Here is a 25,545-nt window from a genome sequence, read left to right as displayed (position 1 = left end):
GGCCTTAACATTTCACCGCAACGTGTTTGAAACGGTGAGCAGCTTGGGCGCACGCCCAAGCACAAGCAAACATCATCCTCTGGAGGCAAAGTGAAGTTCAACGTGCAAATCAATCGTTTCCTGGTAGTCGCAGCAATGATGTTCGGCCTGGCGCAGACGGCGCAGGCCACGGAAGTCGCCGGCGTCAAGCTCGACGAAACGGTCAAGGTTGCAGGCAAGGAGCTCAAGCTCAACGGCGCGGGCATCCGTACCCGCCTGATGTTCAAGGTCTACGTCGCGGGCCTGTACCTGCAGGAAAAGAAAACCACCGCCGCCGACGTGCTCGCCACGCAAGGGCCGCGCCGCCTGAGGCTGGTGCTGCTGCGCGAAGTCAGCAGCGAGGACTTCGGCCAGGCCTTCATGGACGGCCTGAATGCCAACTCCGACAAGGCCGAAAAGGCGAAATTCGTGAACCAGACGGTCAAGATGGGCGAGATCTTCGCGTCCATTCCTTCGCTGAACAAGGGAGACACCGTGACCGCAGACTGGATCCCGGGCACCGGCCTGAACATTCTGGTGAATGACAAGAAGGTTGGCGACACGCTGCAAGGCATCGAGTTCGCCAATGCATTCCTGCGCATCTGGCTGGGCGACAAGCCGGCCGATGCGGCACTGAAGCAGAAGCTGCTGGGCGGCTGAAAAGGCGGTCGGCTTTGACGGGGAAATGAGGCGCAACGCCCATCCCGATAGAAGAAGATTGAAGGCCAGAAGTGCAAAAAGGCACCGCAAGAAACTGCGGTGCCTTTTTGTTTTTGCCCCTGCCATTGTGCTTCCCGCGGATAAAGCGGGGCGCCGCGGAAGAACCTGTATTGTGCCCTGCCCTCAACGCTGAGCATCGCGTTGCGCGGAGGGCTCTGCCCACATCGGGAAACTCGCCTACACCCGCTGGGCCGGGTCAAAGTCCACCGTTTTGCCCTTCATCACCGACGGCAGCGCAGTGCTCAGGCAGGCGTAGACCAGCAGCGCGCCGTACAGGGTTTCGGGAATGCCGTAGCGATCGCGCAGGATGCCCGCCAGCACCAGCGTAAAGATCAGCGTCGGTGCAAGCGTGACGGACACCTTCAGGCTGCTCTGCGCGCTTTCGTCGAATGTAAAGCGGCGGTGCAGCCATTGCACGCCGATGCGGGCGGGAAGCACGATCGCCGAGATCGCCAGACCGAGTGCAAGCGACTGCCACTGGAAAGCTTCCGAAGGAATCCGCGTGCCGCTGTAGAAAAAGTAAAACGGCACGAAAAATGAGGCGAACAGGCGCACCGCGCGCAGGTTGTCGTCCGATGCGAGCAACGGCATGCGTTCGCGCAGCAAGCGCGCGACCAGGCCAGTCAGGAAGGCGCCAACCAGGTAATACACGCCCAGCTGCTTGGTGATGTAGGCGGCAATCAGCCCCACCAGCACCAGCAGCGAAAATTCCGACCCGGCCGCGTGCGGCAGGACGAAGCGGCCGAACAGGATGAAAAGTACGGGCAGCAAGGCCATCATCGCAGCGAGTGCGACTGTAGAGATGACCAGGTTCATCGCCGAGCCAGACTGGAGGACGAAGAATAAGACGAGCAGCGCGAGGATCTCGCCCGCAACAGCCTTCGCCGCGACCCAGAAGCGCTCGTTGTCATTCAAGCCTTGCTGTCCCAGCGTATCGAGGATGAATCCGGTCGATGGCGTCAGCAAGGCCAGGCCCAGAAGACAAGCCGCCTGCCATGGCACGTCCAGGAACTGCAGAGTGCCCCACGATACGGCAGCCAGCGCCGCCGCACGCAGCAGCAAATGTCCGAGCAGCGGCCAGCGCACGCTGTGAAAAACATCCAGCTCGATTTCCAGTCCGGCAAACAGGAACAGTGAGGAAATGCCCAGCGTCGCCAGCAGCGCCAAGGTCGGATCCTTGCCGATGCCGTCCACCAGCAGGCCGCCGATGATCCCGAACGCAAACGCGGTCAGCGGCGCCGGGATGCGAAAGCGCTGCAGTATCTTCGGAATAACGAGTAGCGCGAGGACGATGGCGAGATAGACAACCTCGGCGGGATACATCTGGATCGAGAACGGACTCATGGGTGCACAGTGATGGCGGAACGCGCGTGGCAGATCAAAGGGCGTGAATTGTACCGCGCCGCACAACGAGGGTTTTCTGCCCTCACGGCCGCAAGGCGTACAAATAGTGAAGGAACAACCCGCCGCCCGAACTCCCGGACGATTGCAGGATTGCACAGCCGATCCGGAATTTCAGGAGATTGTCCGAGCGCGGGATAGGCGTCTGTCTGCAGCACCATGCACCATCCGGTCGCAGGCACTGACAGATGCGGTCAACGAATTGGCACAGCGCGTGCGGCCGCCGTTATTGCAGCACCTGCGTTCGGCTGGCGCGCAGGACGGTGACGACATCGGTGACCGGATCGATGCGCCAGGATTTCAAAAAACCCTCTTCCACCAGCAGGTCCAGCGCCTTTTTCAAGCCATTGCGAAAGTGATAAAGCTGGTGCGCGGATGAGCCGCACAGTCCCTTGAGCGTTTCGACCTTGTAGCCGAACGGCTCACGATGCGTGAAGTAGAAGCCATGCAGCCACTTGGCCAGCGGCGAGCGCAATTTCAGGCGCTGACGCCAGTCGAGCTGGGTATAGGCGTCGGATGCAAACAGCGTGATCAGCTTCGGATTCAGGCGCACTTTCCAGTGGCGGTCTTCCTCGTCCTTGAAGGTGAATTCCTGCACCAGCGTGCCGCCATAGCCGCGCTTGCCAGACCCGGCGTCGAACCGGATCTCGACCGCGTTCGCGGTCAGGCGCAGGATGCACAGGCGCAGCCTTTCGTAAGACGGCGATGAGGTCGGCCAGCCCATCGACTTGAGCATCGAGTAGGCGGTAAATGAAACTTCATGCCCGAGCGGCTGGCTGCGCGCCAGATGCACCAGGTTCAGGAACACGTCTTCGTCGTCCTGCCGCAGCTCTTCCCCGGTATAGAAAATCTCGACACCCTTGACCGAAGTGATCGGCCGCTCCTTCAGGTGCTGACGCGGTTCGTTCTGGCGCGCCACGGAGAACAGAGCCGAACGCGCCAGCGGATTCGGCAGGCCGCGCACCTGGTTTTCCCACAGCGGCAGCTGGATGATGTTGAGCGCATCCTCAACCTCGCGCGGTACGCTGTCCGCCGCCATCAGGCCGTCGCCAAACGCCATTTCCGACTGCCCGGCTGCGGTTTTTTTCTTCTTGTTGTTGGCGATCGTTGCCTCGATCTTGAGCAGCACTTCGCTGAGCGACTTGGGCTTGGCGGTCGTTGCGGACATGTCTGGTTCCAGCAGATTTGTTGACGGGTGGCAAAGGTATCATGGCAAGACTCGTCTTTTGAGCGTGGGGCCGCGTTGTTGGAGCGTGGACACACGTTTGTCGAGCGAGGGGCACGGAACCAAAATCGATTTCCATGTACCGCTCGACGCGTATTTCGAGCGTGGACAGAAGCGTTCCCGCAAATTCAGGCACGAAATTCGTATTTCGAGCGTGGTGCGAGCGGGGTGGACGTTGCAGTTTTTCCCTGCAGCAAGCAAAAGAGGCCGTGTCCGACGCCGGGAAGTACTGGCAGATAACGTATTTCGAGCGTTGCGCCCCGCGTTCCAGGCGAGTTGATGCAGGATTCGTCGCTCGAGCGTGGTCTCATACTGGGGAAAAAGCCTATCCAGGCGCGCGGATTCTCTGTTTTACCGCCGCGCGGCGCGTATCTGGAGCGTGGAGAAGCCTTGCTATCGTCTTTCCAGCGAGATTTTCCCGTTTCAGGCACATGAAATATCGTTTTTGGAGCGATATAGAGCAGCATCCTGACAAAAAAGCACCGGAAACTATCGTTTTCCACGCGTGGACACCCATCGTCATTCGGGCGTGGATCATCGTTTTTCCAGAGAGACAGGCACGTATGCGAAGCGCGTCAGAATCGTATGCCGAGCGCGGCAACGACGTATTCCAAGCGTGCGGAGAGATCGCATATTTCCTTTTATTTCAAAGACTTAAATGACTTTTCCAGACGCTTAATCGTCTTTAATCTATCCTTTAATTCGTTTGCGGCATCGGTCGAAAAACGATAGTCGGCGCCTGCCTGAATTGCTTCCCGGCACTGAACCGCCTTCACGCCCCATCTGTTCACAAGAGTGGGCGACTTACGCGAACACCAGCAATGTCGACACGGGCTCGCATGGAAAGGCGTTAGAGGATTTTGGCCAAGTACCTGGAAAGGAATTGCAACTACAACAACATCATGCCGATGCAGTAGCTTAAAAGCGTTATGCAATGATTGTTTTTAAGGGAAGTCAGCAGCGGGCAGCGTAAAACAGCGGCATGGCAATGAGAGCAAGGTTCTCAATGCCGGCCATGCTGCGCCGGCATGGCACAAAATTCCGAGAAGGAAGCGGCTGAAGCAATGAGTTGGCGGATGCCGCCATTTCATGACGCTGGTCAGGCACTGCTTGGATTTTCTAAGGAATGATGGCGCGGCTGGCGGGGATCGAACCCACGACCCTTGGCTTCGGAGGCCAATACTCTATCCACTGAGCTACAGCCGCGTAGGAGGAACGGTGAAGAGGCCTGAAGCATACCGTTTTTCTCGTTGCACGTCCATGCAAGCAGGGCGCTTGCGTTCCAAACCCCTATCTTTCCGACTATAATCAAGGGTTTTGCGAGGTATTGCGCTGCAACACACCAGAGGCCGCCGGCCCGCTCCGCATACCCGCCCCGCCGGCTTTTATATTGCATTGAGGGAAAAATGAGCGACGCACATAACGAACACCAATCCGGAATCAAGACACCGAAGCAGCTTGTAGCTGCAGTGGCTGCCGGCTTTCTGGTACCGATCATTGTCATCGTGCTGCTGGTGCAGTATGTCTCCAATTCCGACAAGGTCGGTGCCGGCTCGAACGCGATGAGCGATGAAGCGATCGCTGACCGCCTGCGTCCGGTCGCTGATCAAGGATTTACCTTCCAGGGCGCCAGCGGTGGAGCGAAGGAACTGAAAGCTGGCGACGCGGTGTACCAGGCAGTTTGCGTTGCATGCCACGGCACAGGCGTTGCAGGCGCACCGAAGACCGGCGACGCCGGTGCCTGGTCCGCTCGCATTGCGCAAGGCCAGTCCACACTGGTGACCAACGCCATCAAGGGCATCCGCGGCATGCCGGCCAAGGGCGGCAACCCGGACCTAGCTGACATCGAAGTCGAGCGTGCGGTGGTCTACATGGCCAACCAGTCTGGCGGCAAGCTGAAGGAACCGGCAGCCAAGGACGGCGCAACTGCGACCGCTCCAGCACAAGATGCCGGCGCACCAGTTGCTTCCGCTACCGAACCCGTCGCCTCCTCGCCGTCGCAGCAAGTCAAAGATGTCACCGGCGGTGCAAGCAAGCCGGATGGCAAGAAGGTGTATGAAACCGCTTGTGCCGCATGCCACGCCACAGGCGCAGCCGGCGCTCCGAAGTTCGGTGACAAGGCAGCATGGGCGCCGCGCATCAAGCAAGGCAATGAAACCCTGTACAACAGCGCAATCAAGGGCAAGAATGCGATGCCTCCGAAAGGTGGCTCCAGCGCCTCTGACGAAGAGGTCAAGGCAGCCGTGGATTACATGACTGCCGCTGCCAAGTAAGCCGAAGCGGTCACACAAGACAAAAAGCCGACCCGCGGGTCGGCTTTTTTATCGGCCCTTTTACCGGCCTTTACTTCCCTGTTTCAGGTATCGCCATGCACTTCATGGCGACGCCATATGTTCAGCGCTGTGGCTGCATCATCGGCATCGGCTGTTGCCCCGGTTGCGGCGCCTGCGCAGTGGCCTGCGGCTCGGCGACGAAAATCTCGACACGGCGATTGCGCGCACGGTTGGCCTCCGTGTCGTTGGATGCGACCGGTTCCCGCGAACCGCGGCCGTCGATGTTGATCCGGTTGGAAGCGACGCCACGCGAGACCAGGTATTCGCGCGTCTGTGCGGCGCGGTTGACAGACAGCGGGTTGTTGATCGCGTCGTTGCCGGTGCTGTCGGTATGGCCGATGATGCTCACCTTGCTGTACGGGTTTTCGACCAGCGTGGCGGCGAACTTGTCGAGGATCGGACGGAAGTTCGGCTTGATGTCGGAGCGATTGGTATCGAAGGAAATATCGGTCGGGATGTCGAGCTTCAGCCGGTTGTCCGGTGTTTGCGAAACCTGAACGCCGGTGCCTGCGGTAGCGGCCTCCATCTGCCGCTTCTGCTGTTCCATGCGGCTGGACCAGATATTGCCGATTACCGCACCAGCGGCGCCGCCGAGCACCGCGCCCGTCGCGGCCCTGCGTCCGCCGCCCGGCCCGGTAACGCCACCGAGCACCGCCCCCACACCCGCGCCAATGCCTGCTCCGGTGGCAGTACCGCGCTCCACTTCATTCATGTTGGCGCAGCCGCCCAGCACCAGAACGGCGGCGAGCGTGCTGACTGTAAGTTGCTTGCGCATCATGCATTCCTTCGTATTGATCAAATGTCATTTTGACAGGCGAAGGTAATGCGAGTTCGGCAATTTACAAATGGATAAATTTGGAGAAATTTGCCGGAATGGTCAAAGACCGGACTCAAACGCCGTAGTCGGCGATGTCGTCGGAATCGTAAAGCGAAGCTTCCCAGTTCGCGCGTCTCTTGCGCGCCATGAATGCCACCAGCCCGGCAACGGAACCTGCGACGATAAAACCTCGCAGCGCACCCTTCACCAGTGACTTCCTTTTTGACAGTGCGGAAACCAGGCCGGTTGCGACAGGCAGGATTGCCTGGAGGTTCAGGCCGGCAAGGCCACTCCCGTTACGTATACCACGTGCGCCGATCGCAGAGAATGCTGCCATTGCAAGCTGTTGCAGCGCGCCCTTTGCCAGCGTGCGCGGCTCCAGCCCGTCGTGCACAAACTGCCGGGCGACGACAACCTGCGCCCGGTAGAGCGCACCTTGCGAGATCAGTTGCTGCTTGCGTTCTGCTCGGTTCATTGTGCAACTCCTAGGCTTGCGCTATCCGTTAGTCCCGATCAAAGCAGTGCATCGCGGTCCTTGCGCAGTTCCGCCATGGTTGCCGTCAGCGACAATTTGTCCTGGGTCAGCATGGACCGCGCATACAGCAGGATGCCAATGGCCAGCACTGAATAGAATGCCGCGACCAGCAGCAATATCTTCCAGCCCAGCGCCTCCCAGGTCAGCACCACCAGCAATACAGTCCAGCAGCCCAGCGCGAAGCAGACTGCGACGACACCCAGCGCGCCGATCAGCAGCAGCTTTGCGGCGTTGTCGCGGACTTCGCCGAGCTCGAGTGCGGCGAGCTCGATCCGGTTCATCACCAGACCGAGCAGATTCTTGGCGACGCCGGCCAGCCCGGCGATCAGGCCGGGCCGCTCGTACTCTGCTTGCGCTTCTTGAGGTTCCACCATGCGCGATTTACTTGCGGGAGATCAGCATACCGATCAGCAAGCCTGCGCCGGCTGCGATACCGACGGCCTTCCATGGATTCTCATGCACGAACTCGTCAGTGGTACGCGCGGCAGCCTTGCCTTTTTCAACCGCGACAGCCTGCAGTTCGTGTGCACGTTCAACGGCTTTCTCCAGCATCACCAGGCCTTTGGCTCGCAATTCTTCGGCTCTTTCACCGGTTGCCTGCGAGGCTTCACGGAACAGTTCCTGCGCGTCCTTGACCAGTGTGTTCATGTCGTTTCTAACGGTTTTGATGTTATTGCTCATCATGAGAAGCTCCTGAAGAAATTAGCACTGTGATAGCGAACCGCACACGAAAACGTGTGCGGCTGCGAATAGGATATGGCTTATTTATCTCAGGTAATTTACGAAATGTAAAGGCTTCGGCAGGTAGAGGACGCACCGTTGCCTTTCGAGAACTGGGTTCTTTGACTCAGATCAGGCGCCGGTGTCGCGCTGCTGCGGCGGGCGCCGCAGCAGCAAGATGCACGATTAACGCAGGAAACGACCGTCGCGCGAGATGACCGTCAGTTCGACGTTGTGCGAACCCTGATGATTGTTGCGACTGAAGTTGACCATGTAGCCTTCGAAATCGACCTTGCCCATCGATTCAAGCGCCGTGATGAAGCGTTCACGGGTGAGGTCACGGCCGGTGCGCTTCAATGCCTCAACCGTCACCTTCGCATTCAGGAAACCTTCCATCGATGCGAAGGACCAGTTCTTCACGCCCATTTTGGTCATGATCTGCTGGTACTCGCGCACGATGCCGCTGGTGGCGGAGAACGGGAATGGCACAACCTGCGACACCACGACGCCGATCCCCTCCTTGCCGAGTGCGGTCACCGAAGTCTGCGTGCCCATCACGGATAGCGTGAAAAACTGCATGCCGAAGGCGAGCTTCTTGTACGCCTTGATGAATTCCGCAGAAGGCTTGCCTGCCGTGATCATCAACACCGCCTGCGGTGACGATGCAGCCAGGGTTGCGGCCGCCTGCGCCGCATCCGAGGCATCGTTCTCGATGGTAGCCACAGCATGCGGCTGCAGCTTGCGCTTGGCGAGGGCAGCTTCGGCAGAGGCGAGTCCATCCTTGCCGAAGCCATTATTCTGGTACACGATCGCGACGCGATCGATGCCGCGTACGCCAAGGTGTTGAATGATCTCGTGGGTTTCATCGGCGTAACTGGCACGCACGTTGAACACGTAGCGGTTCATGGGCTTGCGTACCGCATCCGAGCCGGTATACGGAGCAATACTGGGAATACCAGCTTTGGTGATGGCCGGCAGCAGCGCGGTATTGGCCGGCGTACCGAACACATTGAACAGCGCAAATACGGCGTCTTTCTCGATCAGCTGCTGTGCATTGGCGATCGCCTTGTCGGTGTCATAACCGTCATCCAGCGTAATCAGCCGAATCTTGCGGCCATGAACACCGCCTTGGGCGTTGATGTACTCGAAGTAAGCTTTCGACGCGGTTGCGGAGTCCGAACCGAGTTCACCGAGCGGACCGGTCAGCGCACTGGTCTGGCCAAGCACAATTTCATCGGCGGTGACGCCGCTTTCCGCATGGGCGGCGGTGAACGTGGATGCAGAAAACAACAGGGCAGTAGCGAACTGCGTGAAGCGATGCAGCTTGAACAAGGAAATACGAATCGACATGATTGAGCTCCGTGGGCATTCACAGGAAAACAGGCGGAGCAGCGTCTGCCCTGCACTGCATCTGGTGGATGCTCGCAGCGTCGTATTTCCGCTCCTTGATCCTAGTGAATTCTAGGAAGCAACACTGTCGCATGACTTACATTCGCCGACCGATGCCTCATTTTGTCTAAAAGTGTTTCAGCAATCCAACAATCGACGCAATTAATGTGCGTAATGTTCTTGCAACTTGCGCCTTTACAGAAGCAAAAGTGCTACTGCTTTGATGACGGCGGTTCATCGCCTCGCCTCACCGCGCAGCACGAAGGCAAAAAAACAGCGGCCCACAGGCCGCCGTGTCGCACCGTTGTTTACTCAGTGACTTTCTTACTTGCCGCTCGATGAAGGCGAGGCTGTATCGCCGGAAGCACCGCTACTCGTCGACGATCCCGATGTATCGTCGGACGACGTGCCGGACTGGCTGGCTTTTGGCTTGTTCTCCGGGCTCGCATCGGAGCCGGCAGGCGTCGGCGCAGGTGAGGCGCCGGAGGCGGCGGCAGCCGGATCCGAACCTGAAGCGCCGGTGCTGCCAGCATCGGAAGAGCCGTCGGATGCGCTACTTCCGGAGGTCGACGAGCCGGAGGTATCGGTTGGTGTGGAGACGGCAGAGGGACTGGCGCCCGAACGTGTCGCGCCCGATGGCAAGTCGGTGCTGGCTGCGGGCGAGGTGTCGACTGGGCCGGCTTTGCCGGAAGGCATTGCGCTTCCCTGATCCTGCGGCATGGGCTGGGAAGCCGAGGTGGCGCTGTTGACTGATCCGGAGCCTTGGGCGAAGGCAACCGAAGATACCGACGCGACCATGAGGAAAGACAAGGCTCGCACTGTAGATTTCAACGTCATCACAAACTCCTTGAGTGAAAAACATGCAGAAGCTTGGACGCAAAGCAGACCAGCATGTTCAGCAAAGCTGGCCAATATGAGGCCGCAGAAGATTGAAAACTCGACAAGCCCTTGAATCTCAAGCGAATTGACAATGTAATAAAGTGTAAGCGGCACAGTAGCAGTCGAAATCCCCGCCTACCGCCGGTGCGCCACGGCCCGCGCCGCCTCGCCTTCTCCCTGTCGCCGTTTTCCCGCCTCTGCAGATCACTTTCGCGATTAGCCAGTCGTTGTCTTTGGGCAACATTGTACTTTCCTTGACGACAACAAGTTTTCATACTCGGCCGGCATCTTTTTAAACAACAACACAATGAGGCACTGATCTTGGAACCAAGACGCATTTTTCGTATGGCCGCGCTGCTTGCCGGGCTGGCGCTGCAAATTCATGTTCACGCACAAGGCGTCACTCCCACCGAGATTGTTCTCGGCCAGTCCGCCGCACTGACCGGCCCGCTGGCAGAGCTCGGGCAGGAGGTATCGACCGGTTCGAAAGCCTACTTCGACTACGTGAACCTGCATGGCGGCGTGCATGGCCGCAAGATCAGGCTGGTCACGCTGGACGACGGTTACAACACCGAAAAGGCGGTCGAGAACGTGAAGCACCTGATCCAGAAGGAGCAGGTGCTGTCGCTGTTCGGCGTGCTCGGCACACCGGCCAATGTGGCGATCATGCCGATCATCGAGTCGGCACGCGTGCCGAACTTCGCGCCGATTACCGGCTCGGACATGGTGCGCGTGCCGTTCAACCGACTCGTGTTCAACATCACCCCGAGCTATGCGGACGAGATCGACAAGATCCTGGAGCACCTGCATGTGCGCGGCCTGATGAAAGTGGCGGCGGTGTACCAGAACAATGCCTTCGGCAAGGAAGGCGCCGCCAACCTGGAACGTCTGACTGCGGCGCGCAAGATGAACCTTGTCGGCACCGCCAGCATCGAGAGCACCGGCGTCGATGCCGACAAGGCCGCCGATGCGCTGCTCAAGGCGGCTCCGCAGGCGATCCTGCTGATCACGGCGGGCAAGTCTTCATCCGATTTCATCAAGGCCTACAACAAGCGCGCAGTGGGCATGCAGTACTTTGCCTTGTCCGTGATGGCGTCGCAGGCCGCGGTCAAGGCGCTCGGGCCGGAAGGTGTCGGCGTGGTGGTGTCGCAGACCGCGCCATTCCCGTTCTCTGCCACCAACCGCGTGGTGCAGGAGTATCAGAAGGTGACGAAGGAAATGGGCGTGAAGAACTGGTCGTTCGCCTCGATACTCGGCTTCATCAATGCGAAGGTTTTCGTCGACGGTCTCCGGCGCGCCGGGCGCGACCTGTCACGTGAAAAGCTGATCGACGCCTTCGAGACGATGGGCCGGATCGACTACGACGGTGTGGCGCTCAACTTCTCGAAGACCAGCCACCTCGGCCATCGCTACATCGAGCTGACCGTGATTTCGAAGGACGGACGGTTCCTGCGGTAATGAAAAGGCGCCCGCTTGCGGGCGCCTGAAGAGGTAGCAAGCGCCGCAGGCTGAGCCTTGGGCGCTGTAGCGTTTGCGGCCTGTTATCGATCCATCTGCGGTTGCGCGATCGTGCGCAGCTGGAAGCGCCCGTCATTGTTGAACAGCCAGGTCTCGGAAACTTCGAGCCGGCCGCCGCGCACGAGATGCGAAGCCGGCCGCGGGAACGGCGCTGCGCTGCGCAGGCTGGCCAATGCGATCGATTCGGTTTCCGAATCGCGGTTGGAGCGCATGATTTCGCTGCGAACCAGGTTGCCGCCCTCATCGATGGAATAACGCAGCACCACGACCGAACGCAGCAGCGCCTGCGGACGTCCCGGGTACACCTTTTTCGAGTTCACCGACGAGATACGCAGGGCGAGCTCGCGCTTGTAGTCGTCCAGGCTCTTGGCGCTGGACAGCGGCCCGGTCGGCAGTTCGACTTTTGACTTGGCGGTTTTTTCCACCGGTTTCTCGACTGGCGTATCGGCAGTGCGCGTTGCACAGCCCGCAAGAATGCCTGCTGCTGCCACCGCAAGTGCTGCGATTCTGATGTACATGATGAAGGTCTCCGTTGAATTGGCTGGACATCCCAAGAAACAACGACGTCCATGCAGAATAAGAATTTCCTATGGGCAACTTCCCGCTACCAACATAATTTGCAGGATTCATGCCGAGAAGCAATCTTACTCACCGTTACAAACAAACCTCAACCTTGCATCCGCACGTGTCTCTTCTAACCTACAGAAATGCGTTTTCCTGTCCTGTCGTTATCAATGTTGTATTTCATGGAGCCGTCCCATGCACTTGCGAGGAAGCACCAATCACCGGCATGTCCATGCCGCCGCCAGCCGTGTCCGGAAAAACGGCCAGTCGTTCTTCGAAGTGCAGGCTGCGGGAATCGCGCGTGCCACGCTGCAGCAGGCGTGGAATGTGCTGACGGATTACGAGAGGCTGGATGAATTCGTGCCGGACCTGGTGTCATCGAAGATTCTGTCGCGCGACACGAATGAAGCGATCATCGAGCAGAAAAGCCAGACAGCCGTCCTGTTCCTCGTGCATACGGTGCGCATGGTGGTGCGCATCGAAGAGCAGCCCTATTCCATGTTGAACGTCGAACGGCTGTCCGGCGACATGCGGCATTACCGGGCGCGATGGGAATTGGAGCCGGTGGCGCAGCCGGGCGACGAAGGCACGCGCATTGCGCTGCTCGGCGCGATGGAACCGGATTTCCCGCTGCCGCCCATCGTCGGCGATGCGCTCATCCAGGCCAATGTGAAGAGCATGGTCGAAGCAGTGATACGGGAAATCGAGCGGCGCAACGTGCATTAGCTTGAAGCGAGGCAGCGCCGCACACTCAGTCAAAGCGGCGATGCACCCTGAATTGCTCCGTCGCTGCCACCAGCGCCGTAGCAATGCCCGGCTCGGCAGCAGAGTGCCCCGCATCGCCGATGACCTGCAGCCGCGCCTCGGGCCATGCCGCATGGAGACGGAATGCGGTCGCCGGCGGGCACACCACGTCGTAGCGCCCCTGCACGATGATGGCAGGCAGGTGACGGATGCGGTCGATGTTGCAGATCAGCCGGTCGTTGGGCAGGAAACCTTCATGCAGGAAGTAATGCGCCTCCAGCCGGCCGATGCCAAGGCTGACGGCATCGCTGCTGAAGTCGTCGATCGCCTCCGGATCCGGCTCGAGGAACAGGCAGCGGCCCTCGTAGCGGCTCCAGCTGCGTGCGGCGGGCAAATAGACTTCCGGATCGTCGCTGAACAGACGCCGCGCATAGGCGTGCAGCAGATCACGGCGCTCCTCGAGCGGAATCGGCGCGAGGAAATCGTCATGGGCTTCCGGGAAAAACCAGCGTATGCCATGCAGGAACCAGTCGATCTCGGCCGGCGTGCACAGGAAGATGCCGCGCAGGATGAAGCCAAGGCAGCGGTGCGGATGCGCCTGCCCATAGGCCAGCGCCAGCGTCGAGCCCCAGGAACCGCCAAACACCAGCCATTGCTCGATATTCAACAGCTCACGCAGGCGCTCGATGTCGTCGATCAGCAGTTGCGTCGTGTTGTTGTGGTATTCACCGAGCGGCGTCGACTGGCCGGCGCCGCGCTGGTCGAACAGCACGATACGGTAATACGCCGGGTCGAAAAAACGCCGATGCCGTGGCGACAAGCCACCACCCGGGCCGCCATGCAGGAACAGCACCGGCACGCCATCCGGATTGCCGCATTCCTCCCAGTACATCGTGTGGATGGCGTCGAGCGGCAACATGCCGTGGCGGTAGGGCTCGATCGGCGGGAACAGCTTGAGTTCGGTTATCAGGTCGGTCATCGCGGTAGCTTAGAGGGTGTGCACGTAGCCATTTTGAGCCAGGAGAGTGTTCTGGACTCCAGGAGGCACCTGGTAGTCGTCAGAATGGGCCAGATGCAAGGCATGACGACGCGGCAGTAACCGGTTACGACAAGGAGTCACAACGCAGCAGACGGCCTATTATGGCGGCTTCCAGCACCTTCTGGAGTGCATAACACGCTCCGCACTAGCCAAACGCAAAAATTTCCTGTAGACTTCGCCCCCTTCAGACGTTGTGACAAACGTCGCGCATTACCGGTTTTGGAGCGGTAGTTCAGTTGGTTAGAATACCGGCCTGTCACGCCGGGGGTCGCGGGTTCGAGCCCCGTCCGCTCCGCCAAAACAAAAAAGACGAACCGTTTGGCTCGTCTTTTTTTTCGCCTGTACGTTCCGACGTACCCGGAACAACTGGAAGCAGCCGCCGCAGCGACCGCTTCCCTCTCTTGTATCAGGCAGCCTTCTTCTGCTGCTCTTCCCCGCCCAGCGCCTGCACGAGGTCGCCGATCAGCTTGGCCAGTTCGCCGGTCATCAGTGCGAAGTCGCCATCGAAACGCTCGTCCTCGTTCTGCATGGTCGAATCGGTGTTTTCCTTCAGCACATCCAGCGGCGCGACGCGCTTGACCGCGAGCGTTTCTGTCAGCACGAAGGACACGCGGTCACTCCACGTCATCGCCAGGCGCGTGCACTGCTTGCCGGATTCGATATGGCGACGCACGTCTTCCGGTTCCAGCGTGTGGCGCACATAGCGCACGGTCGCCTTGCCCTCGCCCGTGGCGCGCAGCTCGGTGTCCTGGTCGACGGTGAAGCCCGCTGGCGCCTCGTCGGCGGCGAGCCAATCGGTCATGGCCGACTGCGGCGAGCGCTCGGTGTGCAGCGATGCAAACGGCAGCGTCTCAAGCGATTTCAGCAGCAGCTTGAACACTTCATCGGCTTTTGCCGGGCTGGCGGCATCGACGACCAGCCAGCCGTTGACCGGATCGATCCACACGCGCGTGCTGCGCTGGACGCTGAATGCGCGCGGCAGCAGTTCGTCCGTGACCTGCTCCTTGAGTTCCTTCATCTGCTTGCGGCCGGGCTTGAAGCCCTGCTGCTCCTCGATCTCGGCGGCGCGCGCCTTCGTGACCTGGTTGATGACGGTCGACGGCAGCAGTTTCTTTTCGGTGGACAGCTGCAGCAGCAACTGGCGGTTGACGGTGTGCACCAGCGGGCCGGTACCGTCCTTGTACGGACGCGGCGGAACCCAGCCCTGTGTCTGCATGTCGAGATTGCCGCACGCAGCAAACGCCTGCGGCGCGAGACTGGCTTCGAGTTGTTCGGAAGTCATCGTCCACGGCGCGGTGAGACGATAGATCTGGAGATTCTTGAACCACATATTGCGCCCCTGAAAAAATGCGAGGCGCCATTTTACCTGCCGTGATGTGCAGCGTCAGTGCCGAGTTTCAGCCTGATACAACTGTTGTTTCCTCACCAAACAGCCCAAGCTGGTTGACATCCTCCTCGTCTTCCACACGTACGCCGACGCCAAGCAGCCGCACCGGGCGCCCACTGCGGCGATGCGCAGCTTCCAGCAGGGTGCGGCACAGTGTTTCGTCGAGCGTCGCGCTCACGCACTCGGCGGTGGTGCGCCGGAAATCGTCGAAGCGGATCTTTACGAACAGCTTGCGGATGTGGCGTTCCGCCTGCGCGCGGGCGATGCGCTGCTTCAGGTAGTCGATCAGCGGCGGCAGCTCGCGCAGGCAGGCCGCAAGGTCGGGCAGGTCGGTGACATAGGTTTCTTCGACGCTGACCGATTTGCGTTCACGACTGGGGCTCACCATACGGCGGTCGATGCCGCGACACAAACCATAGAGCTCGCCGCCGAATTTGCCGAAGTGATGCTGCAGCTCCGGAATGCTCCACTGGCGCAGATCGGCGCAGATAAACGCACCGAGCTTGTTGAGTTTCTTCGCGGTGACCTTGCCGACGCCGAACAACTTGTCAACCGGCAGTTCGGCGACAAACGCGTCGACGTCCTGCGGACGGATCACGAACTGGCCGTTGGGCTTGTTCCAGTCGCTGGCAATCTTGGCAAGGAACTTGTTCGGCGCGATGCCGGCCGACGCGGTGATGCCGACCGTGTCGGCAATACGCGTGCGGATCTCCTGCGCGATCAGCGTTGCACTACCCTTGCAGTGCGGAGAATCGGTGACATCGAGATAAGCCTCGTCCAGCGACAGCGGCTCGACGAGATCGGTGTAGTCGCGGTAAATCGCGAGAATCTGCTTCGACGCCGCGCGGTACTTGTCCATTGCCGGCGGCAGCACGATCAGATCGGGGCAACGCTGCAGCGCCTGCGATGTGGCCATGGCCGAGCGTATGCCGTAGCGCCGCGCCTCGTAGTTGCAGGTGGCGACCACGCCGCGCTGGTCGGGGCGGCCGCCAACGGCCAGCGGTCGCCCGCGCAGGCTGGGATCGTCGCGCATTTCCACTGCTGCATAAAAGCAATCGCAGTCGCAATGGATGATTTTTCGAAGCGGCACGCTCACGACAGCAACAACAAAACAGGGAAGCAGGCATTGTACGGCGCGCTGGACCTGTATGTCCGCGTGCAAGTCGGCGCTACGCAAGTTTTGCCGCAGCCGCAGGAGAATTTACAAAACAAGCCCTTCTGCCATGGCATTTCCCTGCCATCGTTGGCGGCACGGATATTGCTGCCGGTTGTCAGGATGGGCACTGCCGCAGCTCGGCATGACCATCGGGGATTGCACCTTCTTCAACAGTGTTTCAGGAGTACATCATGACAAGTACTTTGGATCCGGAAAACATTCCGGAACCGGATCGCAAGCTTACCCAGGGACATGGCACCGACGCACTCGGGCCGAGCGACATTTCCGACACCGGCAGCGATGTGCAGGGTGGGCTGCGGTGGGCGTCCGAAGCCGACATCGGCCTCGACAAGGGCACGAATGAAGACCCGGACAGCGGGCGCCGCGACCGCAGCGCTGGCCCGGACATTGGCGACGCGGAGCTCGACAGCGATACCGATGCCCGCGGCACCGGCGAAGTGGGCACAGCCGGCCGCGACTCGGACATCGAAATGGGCGCAGACATCGATGTCGACCGCATCGACCAAATGTATGCCGACGATGAAGGCATGCCCGACTACGGCATGCGGGATGAACTGTCGCCGCGCACGCGTCATCCCAACCGAAATCAGTCCCGTCGCTGACTTTCTCCCCGACTCGTGCGCAACGAAAAAGCCGCTGAACGAAAGGAGTCCGCTTGCCTGCCCCCTCTCCCCTTCTTGACTGCGTGATCATCGGGGCGGGTGCGGCAGGCCTCACCGCTGCAACTTACCTTGCGCGCTTCCGGCGGCAGATACAGGTGCTCGATGCCGGCGCCAGCCGCATGCTGTGGATTCCCACCTCGCACAACTTTCCCGGCTTTGCGGGGGGCGTGCATGGCGAAGACCTCCTGGTGCGCCTGCGCGAACAGGCAGCACGCTACGGCGCTGACATTGCCACCTGCACCGTCGACCGGATCGACAAGCTGGCCGACGGCACCTTCGTCGCGGTGTCGGGCCTGATGCAATGGCATGCGCGCTCCGTCATCCTCGCCACCGGCGTCGTGGATATCGCCCCGCTCTTTCCCGACCTGAAACGTGCAGTCGCTGCCGGATGTGTGCGCTATTGCCCGGTGTGCGACGGCTTCGAGGCGATCGGCAAGCGGGTGGCGGTCGTTGGCTGGGGCAAGGGTGGCATGGGCGAAGCCTTGTTCGTAAGGCATTTCGCCGATTCGCTGAGCCTGCTGTCGATCGAAGAACCGATCCGCCTCACGGCGGACGAACAGGAGAAGATGCGCGCCGCGCGCATCGACGTCGTCGCCGAGCCGGTCGCGCTGCTGGCCTACGATAGCGACGAGACCATGTACCTGCAACTGCGCGACGGGAACCGTCTGAGGTTTGATGTGGTGTACTTCGCGCTGGGCACGCAAGTCAATTCCGGGCTGGCGCGAAAACTGGGTGCAGCATGCGGCGACAAGGGCGACCTGCTGGTCGACGCCCACCAGCAGACAGCGGTGGATGGCTTGTATGCCGCGGGTGACGTGGTGGCCGGGCTGAACCAGATCGCCGTCGCCATGGGACAAGCGGCGGTCGCGGCAACCGCCATTCACAATCGGCTGCGAATGTAGAAGGATTGATTAAAAATCACCTTCGGAGACGAGGAATTCCGTCAGCAGCATGTCCTGCACCCGGGTCGTCTGCAGCTCGGCATTGCTCGCGTCGCGCAAGGTTTTCTGGAGCGCGTCCAAGCCTGCCGGCGCGGTCGGCGCACCGGCGACTTTCTGCGGGTCGGCATCCATCAGTACCCGCTTGACCACCTGTTCCAGCACACGCTTGTTGTCCGCGGCCCAGCCGGCATCTGCAGCGCTGGTCTGCACGGCGACGGTAGCCGACATCGAGTGCCCGCTATGGCTGATGGCAATCGGCGGCAGCATCAGGAAGCTCACTTCCGCGCTCAGTCTTTCCCGGTATTGCATGTAAAACCAGGCCAAGGCAAAGCCCACGGCAAGGATGACCAACGCGGCACCAACAGTGAAGGCAGACCAGCGGTCGCGGGAGTTTCGTGTTGACATGGCGGTGTGATGTGATGCGGAGGCACCATTCTAACGGCGTGCATGCCGGCGCTCGACACGCTTGCGCAAAAAGCCGGTGCAAGCACGTGGCTTGTCAGCTTTCGGCAACGCTATGCTGGCAACCTTAATGCATGTTTCTCGGTGCGGCCGGTGTCTTTTCCTGCTGCACCAGGATCCAAGGCTTGACGACGACGGTCCACAGCGACGCATCGGCATCATGCCAGGCAAGCGCCTGTTCATCATTGACCCGGCTGATGCTGCCGTCGGCAAGCCATTGCGCGACGGCGTTCTTGTCATCGGAGGCAATGCGGGTGGCGACTTCCACCAGGTCCAGTTCGTTGCGGACCGCGATGATGATACCCGCGGCGAAAAAGCGTTCCAGTTCTTTCCATGGCAGGCGCGAGGTTTCTCCGTTCAGTTTGGCGCGGAGCAGATCGCCTTCTTCGTAGTTCTCGTTCATCGGTTCAATAGTGTGGCGGTTTTTCGTTGGCGGGACCGCGCTCGGTGGAGGCTTCCCGCATTTCCTTGATATGACGCGCCAAAGCGGTGCAAAGCGCTTCGAGCTCGTCGATTTTTTTCTGCTGCTCGTACAGCGTGCGGTTCAGTGTGTCGACCAGGTCTTCCTGGCGCGCGATCTTGATCTCGATATCAACCAGCCGATCATCATGTGTCATCTGTGCTCCCTTTCAAGTGTGTTAGCGCGCGACCCAGCCGCCGCAGACAGGAAATACCTGTCCGACGAAGCAGTTCGCTGCGTCGCTGCACAGGTAGGCGGCGAACATCGCATCTTCGCGCTGTGCGACCAGCCGGCCCAGCGGCACCTCGCGCTTGAGGCGTTCCTGGAAGGCGGGATTGGCCTGCACTTCGGGCGGAAAGTAGGTCGGATTCTCGACGAAATTCTGCGCAATCGCATTGACCTGCACATTGTGCTGCGCGACTTCCACGCCGACGGACTGGATGTACGCAAGCTGCGCACCGCGGGCTGCACTGTAAGTGGAGGTGCGCTTCATGCCGCGCAGGGCGGAAGCACTCCCAAGCAGCAGGATCTTGCCGGAGCGCCGCTGCACCATCTGCGGCAGCACGGCGCGCACCAGGCGCGGCAGCGGATCGACCATATGTTCGAAAGCCATGCGCCATTCGTCGTCGGCTACCTGCGCAGCGGGTGTCGTCGGTGCAGGGATGGCGAGATTGATCAGCAAGGCATCGACATGGCCGGCCGCTTTCACGATCGCTTCCGGCAACGCCGGATCGGTGAGTTCCCTTTCGTCGGCAATGACGTCGGCGCCGAGTTCGGTGAAGACCTCACACAAGGCGGGGCCCATGAAGGTGGCGGCTTGCGTCACGAGCACGCGTTTGCCGGTCAGGTCCAGTGCGGTCATTGTCTTCCTGGTCAGGTAGGTTTTTCTTTTCCGGTATCGCCTGTACTGTCCGCGCGGAACGGCAATCGGGCGCCGGCAAGGCAGGCGCTATTGTACGGCCAGAGCGCGACGCGGCACCAATGTACAAACCGTGGCGAGGGATCGTTGCCAGCTGGACTTGCAGTCACGCATGCGGGCCCATGGTGCGCTCGTGTGGAACTGCGCGATGACCTTCTTCTATCGCGGCCGCCCCAACGGCTCCGCTGCGGCAGCAACGGATACCGGCATGCGGGTGACGCATACTGACTTCGATGCAAACTGGGTCTTGCCTGCGTCGGGCGCATTTCGCTTAAGGGATGAATGCAACGCAAGCAGCCGATGCAGGCCGATCCCTGCTGCACTATGATGAGTGCATACGCCCGAAACCCGGGCCGCACAGCTTCGACAAGGAATCGCCATGAGATCTACCAAAGCCAGTGCCGCGATCGCACGACTCAATACGCGTGACAGCAGCTATCGATATTCGCTTGGAATCGGTGCAAGCGGCCTGTTTCATCTCCTGCGCATTGCACCGGGAAGCCGGCCGGAAAAAATCAGCGCTGATCTGCCGCTGGATGAATTTGTGGAACTGGTCAACCAGACCGGTCCGCAGAAAAAAGCGAAGATCAGCAAACACGATGCTGCGTTTGAGAAGCAGCTGGGAAAGCGTGGTAGCGAGGACAAATAACTGCGGAGTCGCTGCATCAAAGTAAAAGGCGCGCCTTGGATGGCGCGCCTTTTACCGTTACGGATGAAGACGCTGGTGCCGGTTGTTAGAAGGTGTGGCGAACACCGACATTGAACAGGCGGCTGCTTTCGCCTGCCCGGTACGCATTCAAAGCTACCCCATCATCATTCTTCGTATAGCCGAACGAAGTGTATAGGTTCGTTCGCTTGGATACAGCATGACTATAACCAATTGCATAGTGGTCAGTAGCGCCCTCGTCAATGTCGCGCAAGTCATTGCGATTATATGAGGCCATTACCGTGCCAGGCCCGATCGGTGCGGAGACACCGAGCATCAAGTTACGGTTGTCGATTTCAGCAGTAGTTTCCGCTTTGCTGTCCGCGTATGCGGCATGAGCCTTCGCCACGCCAAAGTCGAACGTTGCGCCAACAAATGCCGTTCGCACATCAGGCGTGGCACCAAATACTCCACGGACTGCGCCAATCGCAGTATCCGTAGCGCTGGTCAAATCAGCATCGTTAGCTTTGTGGTAGGCGACCTGAACGTTAAGCGGACCGTTTACATAGGCTAAGCCGGCAGCAGTCTGACGGCGAGCCGTTGTGTCACCTGCCACCTCACCGAAACCATAAGAGACCGTGCCCGTAAAGCCGCCCAAGTTCGGGGTTGTATAGTTGATGGTGTTGTCAGTACGGCTCAATGGATCCAGTGCGTATAAACCATAAGCGAAGAAGTTTTGTGCGTTACCAGCAAGGTTGATGCCAAAAGGATCAACTGCGTTGAGTGCGTAATACAACGGTGTTTGCTGACGGCCAAGTTTGACCGAGCCAAATCCCCCATTGAGTCCGACCCATGCCTGACGGCCGAACAGTCGACTACCTTGTCCTAGTCTGCCGTCGTCAATGGAAAAACCATTCTCAAGGGTGAAGATTCCCTGTAATCCACCGCCTAAATCCTCAGTACCCTTGAAACCCAGACGGCTGCCAGACTGTTGGCCGCTCTGAAGACGATGCAGTTTTTCGCCGTCCGTTCCGAGAGTGTTTTTCTCAAATCGATAGCCGGCGTCAACAACGCCATAAATCGTGACAGCAGTTTGTGCGGAAGCTGTACCCGCGAATGCGCCCAGTACAGCAAGTGCGAGAAGTGATTTTTTCATTTTTGACCTTCCAATAGTTGATTAACCAAACCTGGAACTACCGCTCCGGACGGAGCCGATGCATACCCGCGCGGCCTTCAAAGGCTGCGCGTTATTGTCGCAAGCGAACTGAAGACTGACGACTCATTGTCATGACGCTCTGCCACACGCGTCAAGCCTGACGTTATGGTTTGTATAACTGCGGAAATCTTCTGACGCATGCACGCCACAGCTTTCAGAAATTCAATATCCACCCTGCAAATAAAGGGCGAAATGCAATTCCGTGTGGAAATAGCAAACGGGGAGAACCGGTGAAACGGTTTCTTGCTCACGCCGGCAAGGAAGAAACTTATAAGGTGAAAAAGTGAAGAAACGTTGCGCTGCCGAACAGCAGCGCAGGACAAGAAAAGGTGGAATACATTCGACACGCTGCTGGAGAGAGCAGCCATCGTTATGCAGTCTTTGGCCTCGACAGCAACGCCTTCAGGTTCGCAAGACGGTCTTGCGGTGTAATCACTTCATCTTCCTTCGGCACCGCATCGCCTTCATCGAGCTTCATCTCCTTGATGAAGCGCGACATGTCGCAGTTCACGCTTTCGCGTGCTCGCTTGCGCTTCTTGCACCAGGTGACGTGCAGGCTGCGCTGCGCACGCGTGATGCCGACATACATCAGGCGCCGCTCTTCTTCGATGCGCGCACCGAGCGTTTCGATCGGTGCGTCCGGGTCGCCCTTGTGCGGCAGGATGCCCTCTTCCACGCCGACCAGGAACACGTGCGGGAACTCCAGCCCCTTGGAGGCGTGCAGTGTGGACATGCGCACGGCATCCGGTTCTTCATCTTTCCCTTCAAGCATGGTCATCAGCGCGACCATCTGCGTCAGCTCGAGCAGGCTTTTCTCTTCGCCGCTGCCGTCCTTGCCGCCGGTACCCTTCTCCTTCAGCCACGAGGTGAAGTCGATCACGTTCTGCCACTTGCCTTGCGCCTGGCGCTCGTCGAAGGTGTCGTACAGGTAGTACTCGTAATTGATCTCCTTCATCATCTCGTCGAGCAGCTCGGCCGCACTTTCGCCGCGCTTGGCGGCGCGTGCCTCGAGGTTGTTGATGAAGTTGCAGAAGTCGCGCAGCGGATGCAGCTGGCGGTCATTCAGCTTCGACTCGATGCCGCCCTTGAACACTGCTTCGAACAGCGAACATTGCCATTGGCCGGCAAATGCGCCGAGTGCTTCCAGCGTCGTCTGGCCAACACCGCGTCGCGGTGTAGTAACGGCGCGAATGAATGCCGGATCGTCGTCGGTATTCGCAATCAGGCGCAGGTAGCTGATGATGTCCTTGATCTCGGCGCGGTCGAAGAAGCTCTGTCCGCCGGAGATCGTGTACGGGATACGCTCCTTGCGCAGCGCCTGTTCGATCACACGCGCCTGGTGGTTGCCGCGATAGAGGATCGCGTAATCCGAAAACTTCGCGCGGCGCTCGAACTTGTGCGCGGAGATCATGATCGCGACCTGCTCCGCTTCCTGCTCGTCGTCAGCCATCGCGAGCACCTTCACCGGATCACCCAGGCCATGCTCCGACCATAGCTGCTTCTCAAACAGCTTCGGGTTATTGCCGATGACGGCGTTCGCTGCCTGCAGGATGCGCGTGCTGGAGCGGTAGTTCTGTTCCAGCTTGATCACCTTCAGGTCGGGAAAGTCCACCTGCAACTGCTTGAGGTTTTCAATCGTGGCGCCGCGCCATGCATAGATAGCCTGGTCGTCGTCGCCCACTGCGGTAAACATCGGCTTCTTGCCAAGGCCGGTGACGAGCAGCTTCACCAGCTCGTACTGGCAGGTGTTGGTGTCCTGGTATTCGTCGACCAGCAGGTAGCGCAGCTTGCGCTGCCAGCGGTCACGCACCGCTTCATTGCTGCGGAACAGTTCGACCGGCAGGCGGATCAGGTCGTCGAAGTCGACCGCCTGGTACGACGACAGCGTGGCGACATAGTTGCGGTAGATGCGCGCCGCCTGCGCTTCGTCTTCCGTGACCGCCTGCTTGAGCGCCATCTCCGGATCGACGAGGCCGTTCTTCCACAGCGACATCGCATTCTGGATGCGGCGGATTTCCTGCTTGTCGGTCGTCATTGCAAGATCCTGCACCAGCGAATAGCAGTCGTCGCTGTCGAGGATGGAGAAGCGGTCCTTCAGGCCGAGTTCCTTCGCTTCGCGGCGCAGGATCTGCACGCCGAGCGAATGGAAGGTACAGACGGTCAGGTGCTTGGCTTCCTTGGGATTTTTCAGCAGCTTGGCGATGCGCTCCTGCATTTCGAGCGCGGCCTTGTTGGTGAAGGTCACCGCCGCGATATTGCGTGTCTCGTAGCCGCAGTTCTCGACCAGATGCGCGATCTTGGTCGTGATCACGCGCGTCTTCCCGGAGCCGGCGCCGGCGAGCACCAGGCAGGGACCATCCATGTAATTGACGGCTTCGCTCTGCGGGCGATTCATGCCTTGCGTTGCGTGATGGGGAGCGTGTGACATGCGGAAGCGGGAGAGGCAAAAGCGAACGATTGTAGCAGTGCAAAACGCTTTTCACGGCATCGTTGCCAGTTCGCTACGCGAAGGGCCGAGGAGAGTTTTCCGCCGCACGTGCCGCATTGCCCGGCGGCGTAAGCATTCGCTTCGCCGTTGCCCTCAGGCCTTGCGTCTGTTCGGGGAACACCGCGTGCGGTATTCACTCGGTGTGAGGTCGAACCAGCGCTTGCAGGCGCGGCTGAAGGTGCTGCGATCGGTAAAGCCGAGCAGGCAGGCTGCCTGTGACAGCGCGAGGCGGTCCTGTCCAAGGTAGCGTTGTGCCAGTTCGCGCCGCGTGTCATCGACGATCTCATGGAACGATGTGCCTTCGTCGTGCAAACGGCGCTGCAGCGTGCGTTCGCTCATGTACATGGCGCCGGCAATATCCTTGCGTAGCGGATCGCCGTTGGGAAGGCGGCGAATGATCAGCTCGCGCGTGCGCGCAGTGATCCTGGTTTCATCCAGTCGTGCCAGGCGTTCTCCCGCATAACGGTCGTGCAGCTCGGCGAGGACAGGATTGGATGCCTGCAAGGGCAAGGCAAGATCGGCATGCGACAGGAGGAAACGGTCGGCCGGCGCATTGAAGTGCACCGGGCATTCGAAAGCTGCCTGATACGCCTGCGGATTCGCCGGCTCGGGATTGGCAAACTCCACTGCAAGCGGATGCAAGTGACGGCCGGTGGTCCAGCGGAAGAAGGTCAGCAATGTCGCGAGCACGAACTCGATGCGCTGTCGCGGCACCGGACGCCTGCCGCCGGACAGATCGACGCGCACCCAGTTGCCGACATGGTCCTCGTCGAGCTTGATGCTGACGGCGTCACTGACAATGCGCTGGTAGCGTACAAGGAAGTTGAGGCCCGCCTGCATGTTGGGGCAGGTCATCATCGCGTAGGCAACCACATCGAAACCGGCGGGCTGCATCGTATCCTGCGTCGCCAGCCCAAGCGCTGCATCCCCGGACCGGGCGACGGCAAGCTCCCACAAGCGGCTGATCTTTTCCGTCGCATAGCGGGTGTCCGGATGATCGAGCACCGACATGTCCAGCTGCGCCTCGTCGAACAAGGCGTGCACGTCGAGCCCGACGCTCTTCAGCCTTTCCACGATGCCCCTGACCCAGGACGCCGATGTTGTCCATTCGCTCATTGCCCCTCCAATTGACGCCGGGTGCAATCTTAATACAGTCCACGGTCAACGTTGCAGCATGGCAAAAATGTTATTAAAGGTGCATCCCGGGAAGGAAATGCGCCCTGAATACCGCCCAAACGAAAAAGCCGCCTGACAAGCAGGCGGCTTTTCTTCGGTGCGGCAAGCG

The 25,545-nt window shown here is 59.9% G+C and carries 28 protein-coding genes and 2 tRNA genes; 11 read left to right on the top strand and 19 right to left on the bottom strand.

Annotation, left to right across the window (positions count from 1 at the left end; translation table 11 throughout):
• The first annotated feature begins 90 nt into the window (after positions 1 to 90).
• Complete coding sequence (locus ACYVIA_RS07900) at positions 91 to 678, top strand: chalcone isomerase family protein (RefSeq protein ID WP_460839577.1); 588 nt, start codon at positions 91 to 93, stop codon at positions 676 to 678.
• A 237-nt stretch (positions 679 to 915) separates the two neighbouring features.
• Here ACYVIA_RS07900 and ACYVIA_RS07895 read toward each other — a convergent pair whose 3' ends face one another.
• From ACYVIA_RS07895 to ACYVIA_RS07885, 3 genes are all read right to left on the bottom strand, one after another.
• The gene (locus ACYVIA_RS07895) at positions 916 to 2,082 is read right to left on the bottom strand and encodes a cation:proton antiporter (RefSeq protein ID WP_460839575.1); all 1,167 of its coding nucleotides are present in this window, start codon (positions 2,080 to 2,082) and stop codon (positions 916 to 918) included.
• Between the two features lie 283 nt (positions 2,083 to 2,365).
• Complete coding sequence (gene trfA / locus ACYVIA_RS07890; protein ID WP_460839573.1) at positions 2,366 to 3,307, bottom strand: plasmid replication initiator TrfA; 942 nt, start codon at positions 3,305 to 3,307, stop codon at positions 2,366 to 2,368.
• A gap of 1,187 nt (positions 3,308 to 4,494) precedes the next feature.
• A tRNA-Arg gene (locus ACYVIA_RS07885) sits at positions 4,495 to 4,570 on the bottom strand.
• A gap of 200 nt (positions 4,571 to 4,770) precedes the next feature.
• Here ACYVIA_RS07885 and ACYVIA_RS07880 point away from each other — a divergent pair.
• Positions 4,771 to 5,637 carry a c-type cytochrome gene (locus ACYVIA_RS07880; RefSeq protein WP_460839571.1) on the top strand — a complete coding sequence of 289 codons (867 nt, stop codon included), beginning with the start codon at positions 4,771 to 4,773 and terminating at the stop codon, positions 5,635 to 5,637.
• Positions 5,638 to 5,758: 121 nt separating this feature from the next.
• Here the strand turns inward: ACYVIA_RS07880 and ACYVIA_RS07875 are convergent, their stop codons facing one another.
• The 5 genes from ACYVIA_RS07875 to ACYVIA_RS07855 all read right to left on the bottom strand — a co-directional run bounded on the left by ACYVIA_RS07875 (position 5,759) and on the right by ACYVIA_RS07855 (position 9,119).
• On the bottom strand, positions 5,759 to 6,475 hold the full coding sequence (locus ACYVIA_RS07875; RefSeq protein WP_460839569.1) for an OmpA family protein: 717 nt from the start codon (positions 6,473 to 6,475) through the stop codon (positions 5,759 to 5,761).
• Between the two features lie 112 nt (positions 6,476 to 6,587).
• Complete coding sequence (locus ACYVIA_RS07870) at positions 6,588 to 6,989, bottom strand: hypothetical protein (protein ID WP_460839568.1); 402 nt, start codon at positions 6,987 to 6,989, stop codon at positions 6,588 to 6,590.
• Positions 6,990 to 7,027: 38 nt separating this feature from the next.
• Positions 7,028 to 7,423 carry a phage holin family protein gene (locus ACYVIA_RS07865; protein WP_460839566.1) on the bottom strand — a complete coding sequence of 132 codons (396 nt, stop codon included), beginning with the start codon at positions 7,421 to 7,423 and terminating at the stop codon, positions 7,028 to 7,030.
• 7 nt (positions 7,424 to 7,430) lie between these two features.
• Positions 7,431 to 7,733, bottom strand: coding sequence for an ElaB/YgaM/YqjD family protein (locus ACYVIA_RS07860; RefSeq protein ID WP_460839564.1), 303 nt, complete (start codon positions 7,731 to 7,733; stop codon positions 7,431 to 7,433).
• A gap of 222 nt (positions 7,734 to 7,955) precedes the next feature.
• Positions 7,956 to 9,119 (bottom strand): ABC transporter substrate-binding protein, encoded by a 1,164-nt coding sequence (locus ACYVIA_RS07855; RefSeq protein WP_460839562.1) that lies wholly within the window; start codon positions 9,117 to 9,119, stop codon positions 7,956 to 7,958.
• 367 nt (positions 9,120 to 9,486) lie between these two features.
• Between ACYVIA_RS07855 and ACYVIA_RS07850 the strand changes: the two genes are divergently transcribed.
• The 3 genes from ACYVIA_RS07850 to ACYVIA_RS07840 all read left to right on the top strand — a co-directional run bounded on the left by ACYVIA_RS07850 (position 9,487) and on the right by ACYVIA_RS07840 (position 11,495).
• Positions 9,487 to 9,867 (top strand): hypothetical protein, encoded by a 381-nt coding sequence (locus tag ACYVIA_RS07850; protein ID WP_460839561.1) that lies wholly within the window; start codon positions 9,487 to 9,489, stop codon positions 9,865 to 9,867.
• 9 nt (positions 9,868 to 9,876) lie between these two features.
• Entirely contained in the window at positions 9,877 to 10,110 is a 234-nt protein-coding gene (locus ACYVIA_RS07845; protein WP_460839559.1) for a hypothetical protein, read from the top strand.
• A gap of 272 nt (positions 10,111 to 10,382) precedes the next feature.
• On the top strand, positions 10,383 to 11,495 hold the full coding sequence (locus tag ACYVIA_RS07840; RefSeq protein WP_460839558.1) for an ABC transporter substrate-binding protein: 1,113 nt from the start codon (positions 10,383 to 10,385) through the stop codon (positions 11,493 to 11,495).
• Between the two features lie 83 nt (positions 11,496 to 11,578).
• On the opposite strand, the gene ACYVIA_RS07835 is transcribed toward ACYVIA_RS07840, so the two are convergent.
• The gene (locus tag ACYVIA_RS07835) at positions 11,579 to 12,076 is read right to left on the bottom strand and encodes an energy transducer TonB (protein ID WP_460839730.1); all 498 of its coding nucleotides are present in this window, start codon (positions 12,074 to 12,076) and stop codon (positions 11,579 to 11,581) included.
• A 238-nt stretch (positions 12,077 to 12,314) separates the two neighbouring features.
• On the opposite strand from ACYVIA_RS07835, the gene ACYVIA_RS07830 reads away from it, so the two are divergent.
• Complete coding sequence (locus ACYVIA_RS07830; protein WP_460839556.1) at positions 12,315 to 12,845, top strand: SRPBCC family protein; 531 nt, start codon at positions 12,315 to 12,317, stop codon at positions 12,843 to 12,845.
• Positions 12,846 to 12,870: 25 nt separating this feature from the next.
• Here the strand turns inward: ACYVIA_RS07830 and pip are convergent, their stop codons facing one another.
• Complete coding sequence (pip, locus tag ACYVIA_RS07825; RefSeq protein ID WP_460839554.1) at positions 12,871 to 13,842, bottom strand: prolyl aminopeptidase; 972 nt, start codon at positions 13,840 to 13,842, stop codon at positions 12,871 to 12,873.
• A gap of 281 nt (positions 13,843 to 14,123) precedes the next feature.
• On the opposite strand from pip, the gene ACYVIA_RS07820 reads away from it, so the two are divergent.
• Positions 14,124 to 14,200, top strand: a tRNA-Asp gene (locus tag ACYVIA_RS07820).
• A gap of 108 nt (positions 14,201 to 14,308) precedes the next feature.
• Here ACYVIA_RS07820 and ACYVIA_RS07815 read toward each other — a convergent pair.
• Positions 14,309 to 15,232, bottom strand: coding sequence for a recombination-associated protein RdgC (locus tag ACYVIA_RS07815; protein ID WP_460839553.1), 924 nt, complete (start codon positions 15,230 to 15,232; stop codon positions 14,309 to 14,311).
• Positions 15,233 to 15,299: 67 nt separating this feature from the next.
• Positions 15,300 to 16,385, bottom strand: coding sequence for a DNA polymerase IV (gene dinB, locus ACYVIA_RS07810; RefSeq protein WP_460839552.1), 1,086 nt, complete (start codon positions 16,383 to 16,385; stop codon positions 15,300 to 15,302).
• Here dinB and ACYVIA_RS07805 point away from each other — a divergent pair.
• The 3 genes from ACYVIA_RS07805 to ACYVIA_RS07795 are packed head-to-tail and all read left to right on the top strand — an operon-like array spanning position 16,356 to position 18,030.
• Positions 16,356 to 16,640, top strand: a complete 285-nt coding sequence (locus tag ACYVIA_RS07805) for a hypothetical protein (RefSeq protein WP_460839732.1) — start codon at positions 16,356 to 16,358, stop codon at positions 16,638 to 16,640. The two genes, dinB and ACYVIA_RS07805, sit on opposite strands and share 30 nt — an antisense overlap.
• A complete protein-coding gene (locus ACYVIA_RS07800) occupies positions 16,637 to 17,068 on the top strand; it encodes a hypothetical protein (RefSeq protein WP_460839550.1) in 432 nt (143 codons plus the stop codon). The genes ACYVIA_RS07805 and ACYVIA_RS07800 overlap by 4 nt, the downstream gene beginning before the upstream one ends.
• Positions 17,069 to 17,121: 53 nt before the next feature.
• Positions 17,122 to 18,030 carry an NAD(P)/FAD-dependent oxidoreductase gene (locus tag ACYVIA_RS07795; protein ID WP_460839548.1) on the top strand — a complete coding sequence of 303 codons (909 nt, stop codon included), beginning with the start codon at positions 17,122 to 17,124 and terminating at the stop codon, positions 18,028 to 18,030.
• Between the two features lie 9 nt (positions 18,031 to 18,039).
• Here the strand turns inward: ACYVIA_RS07795 and ACYVIA_RS07790 are convergent, their stop codons facing one another.
• The 4 genes from ACYVIA_RS07790 to ACYVIA_RS07775 all read right to left on the bottom strand — a co-directional run bounded on the left by ACYVIA_RS07790 (position 18,040) and on the right by ACYVIA_RS07775 (position 19,853).
• Entirely contained in the window at positions 18,040 to 18,474 is a 435-nt protein-coding gene (locus ACYVIA_RS07790; protein ID WP_460839546.1) for a hypothetical protein, read from the bottom strand.
• A 124-nt stretch (positions 18,475 to 18,598) separates the two neighbouring features.
• On the bottom strand, positions 18,599 to 18,934 hold the full coding sequence (locus ACYVIA_RS07785; RefSeq protein WP_460839544.1) for a DUF2288 domain-containing protein: 336 nt from the start codon (positions 18,932 to 18,934) through the stop codon (positions 18,599 to 18,601).
• Between the two features lie 4 nt (positions 18,935 to 18,938).
• Positions 18,939 to 19,148 carry a SlyX family protein gene (locus tag ACYVIA_RS07780; RefSeq protein ID WP_460839542.1) on the bottom strand — a complete coding sequence of 70 codons (210 nt, stop codon included), beginning with the start codon at positions 19,146 to 19,148 and terminating at the stop codon, positions 18,939 to 18,941.
• A gap of 21 nt (positions 19,149 to 19,169) precedes the next feature.
• Positions 19,170 to 19,853: an SDR family oxidoreductase gene (locus tag ACYVIA_RS07775; protein WP_460839540.1), complete on the bottom strand. Its 684-nt coding sequence runs from the start codon at positions 19,851 to 19,853 to the stop codon at positions 19,170 to 19,172.
• A gap of 436 nt (positions 19,854 to 20,289) precedes the next feature.
• Here ACYVIA_RS07775 and ACYVIA_RS07770 point away from each other — a divergent pair, with 436 nt between their 5' ends.
• Positions 20,290 to 20,559: a hypothetical protein gene (locus ACYVIA_RS07770; protein WP_460839538.1), complete on the top strand. Its 270-nt coding sequence runs from the start codon at positions 20,290 to 20,292 to the stop codon at positions 20,557 to 20,559.
• A gap of 85 nt (positions 20,560 to 20,644) precedes the next feature.
• On the opposite strand, the gene ACYVIA_RS07765 is transcribed toward ACYVIA_RS07770, so the two are convergent.
• The 3 genes from ACYVIA_RS07765 to ACYVIA_RS07755 form a co-directional block, all read right to left on the bottom strand.
• Entirely contained in the window at positions 20,645 to 21,712 is a 1,068-nt protein-coding gene (locus ACYVIA_RS07765; RefSeq protein WP_460839536.1) for a porin, read from the bottom strand.
• A gap of 430 nt (positions 21,713 to 22,142) precedes the next feature.
• A complete protein-coding gene (locus ACYVIA_RS07760; RefSeq protein ID WP_460839534.1) occupies positions 22,143 to 24,167 on the bottom strand; it encodes a UvrD-helicase domain-containing protein in 2,025 nt (674 codons plus the stop codon).
• 186 nt (positions 24,168 to 24,353) lie between these two features.
• On the bottom strand, positions 24,354 to 25,376 hold the full coding sequence (locus ACYVIA_RS07755) for an AraC family transcriptional regulator (protein WP_460839532.1): 1,023 nt from the start codon (positions 25,374 to 25,376) through the stop codon (positions 24,354 to 24,356).
• Positions 25,377 to 25,545 lie beyond the last annotated feature (169 nt).

The sequence above is a fragment of the Noviherbaspirillum agri genome (assembly GCF_054780595.1).
Note: the sequence above shows the minus strand (reverse complement) of the source record. Positions and strands in the feature narration are given on the sequence as shown.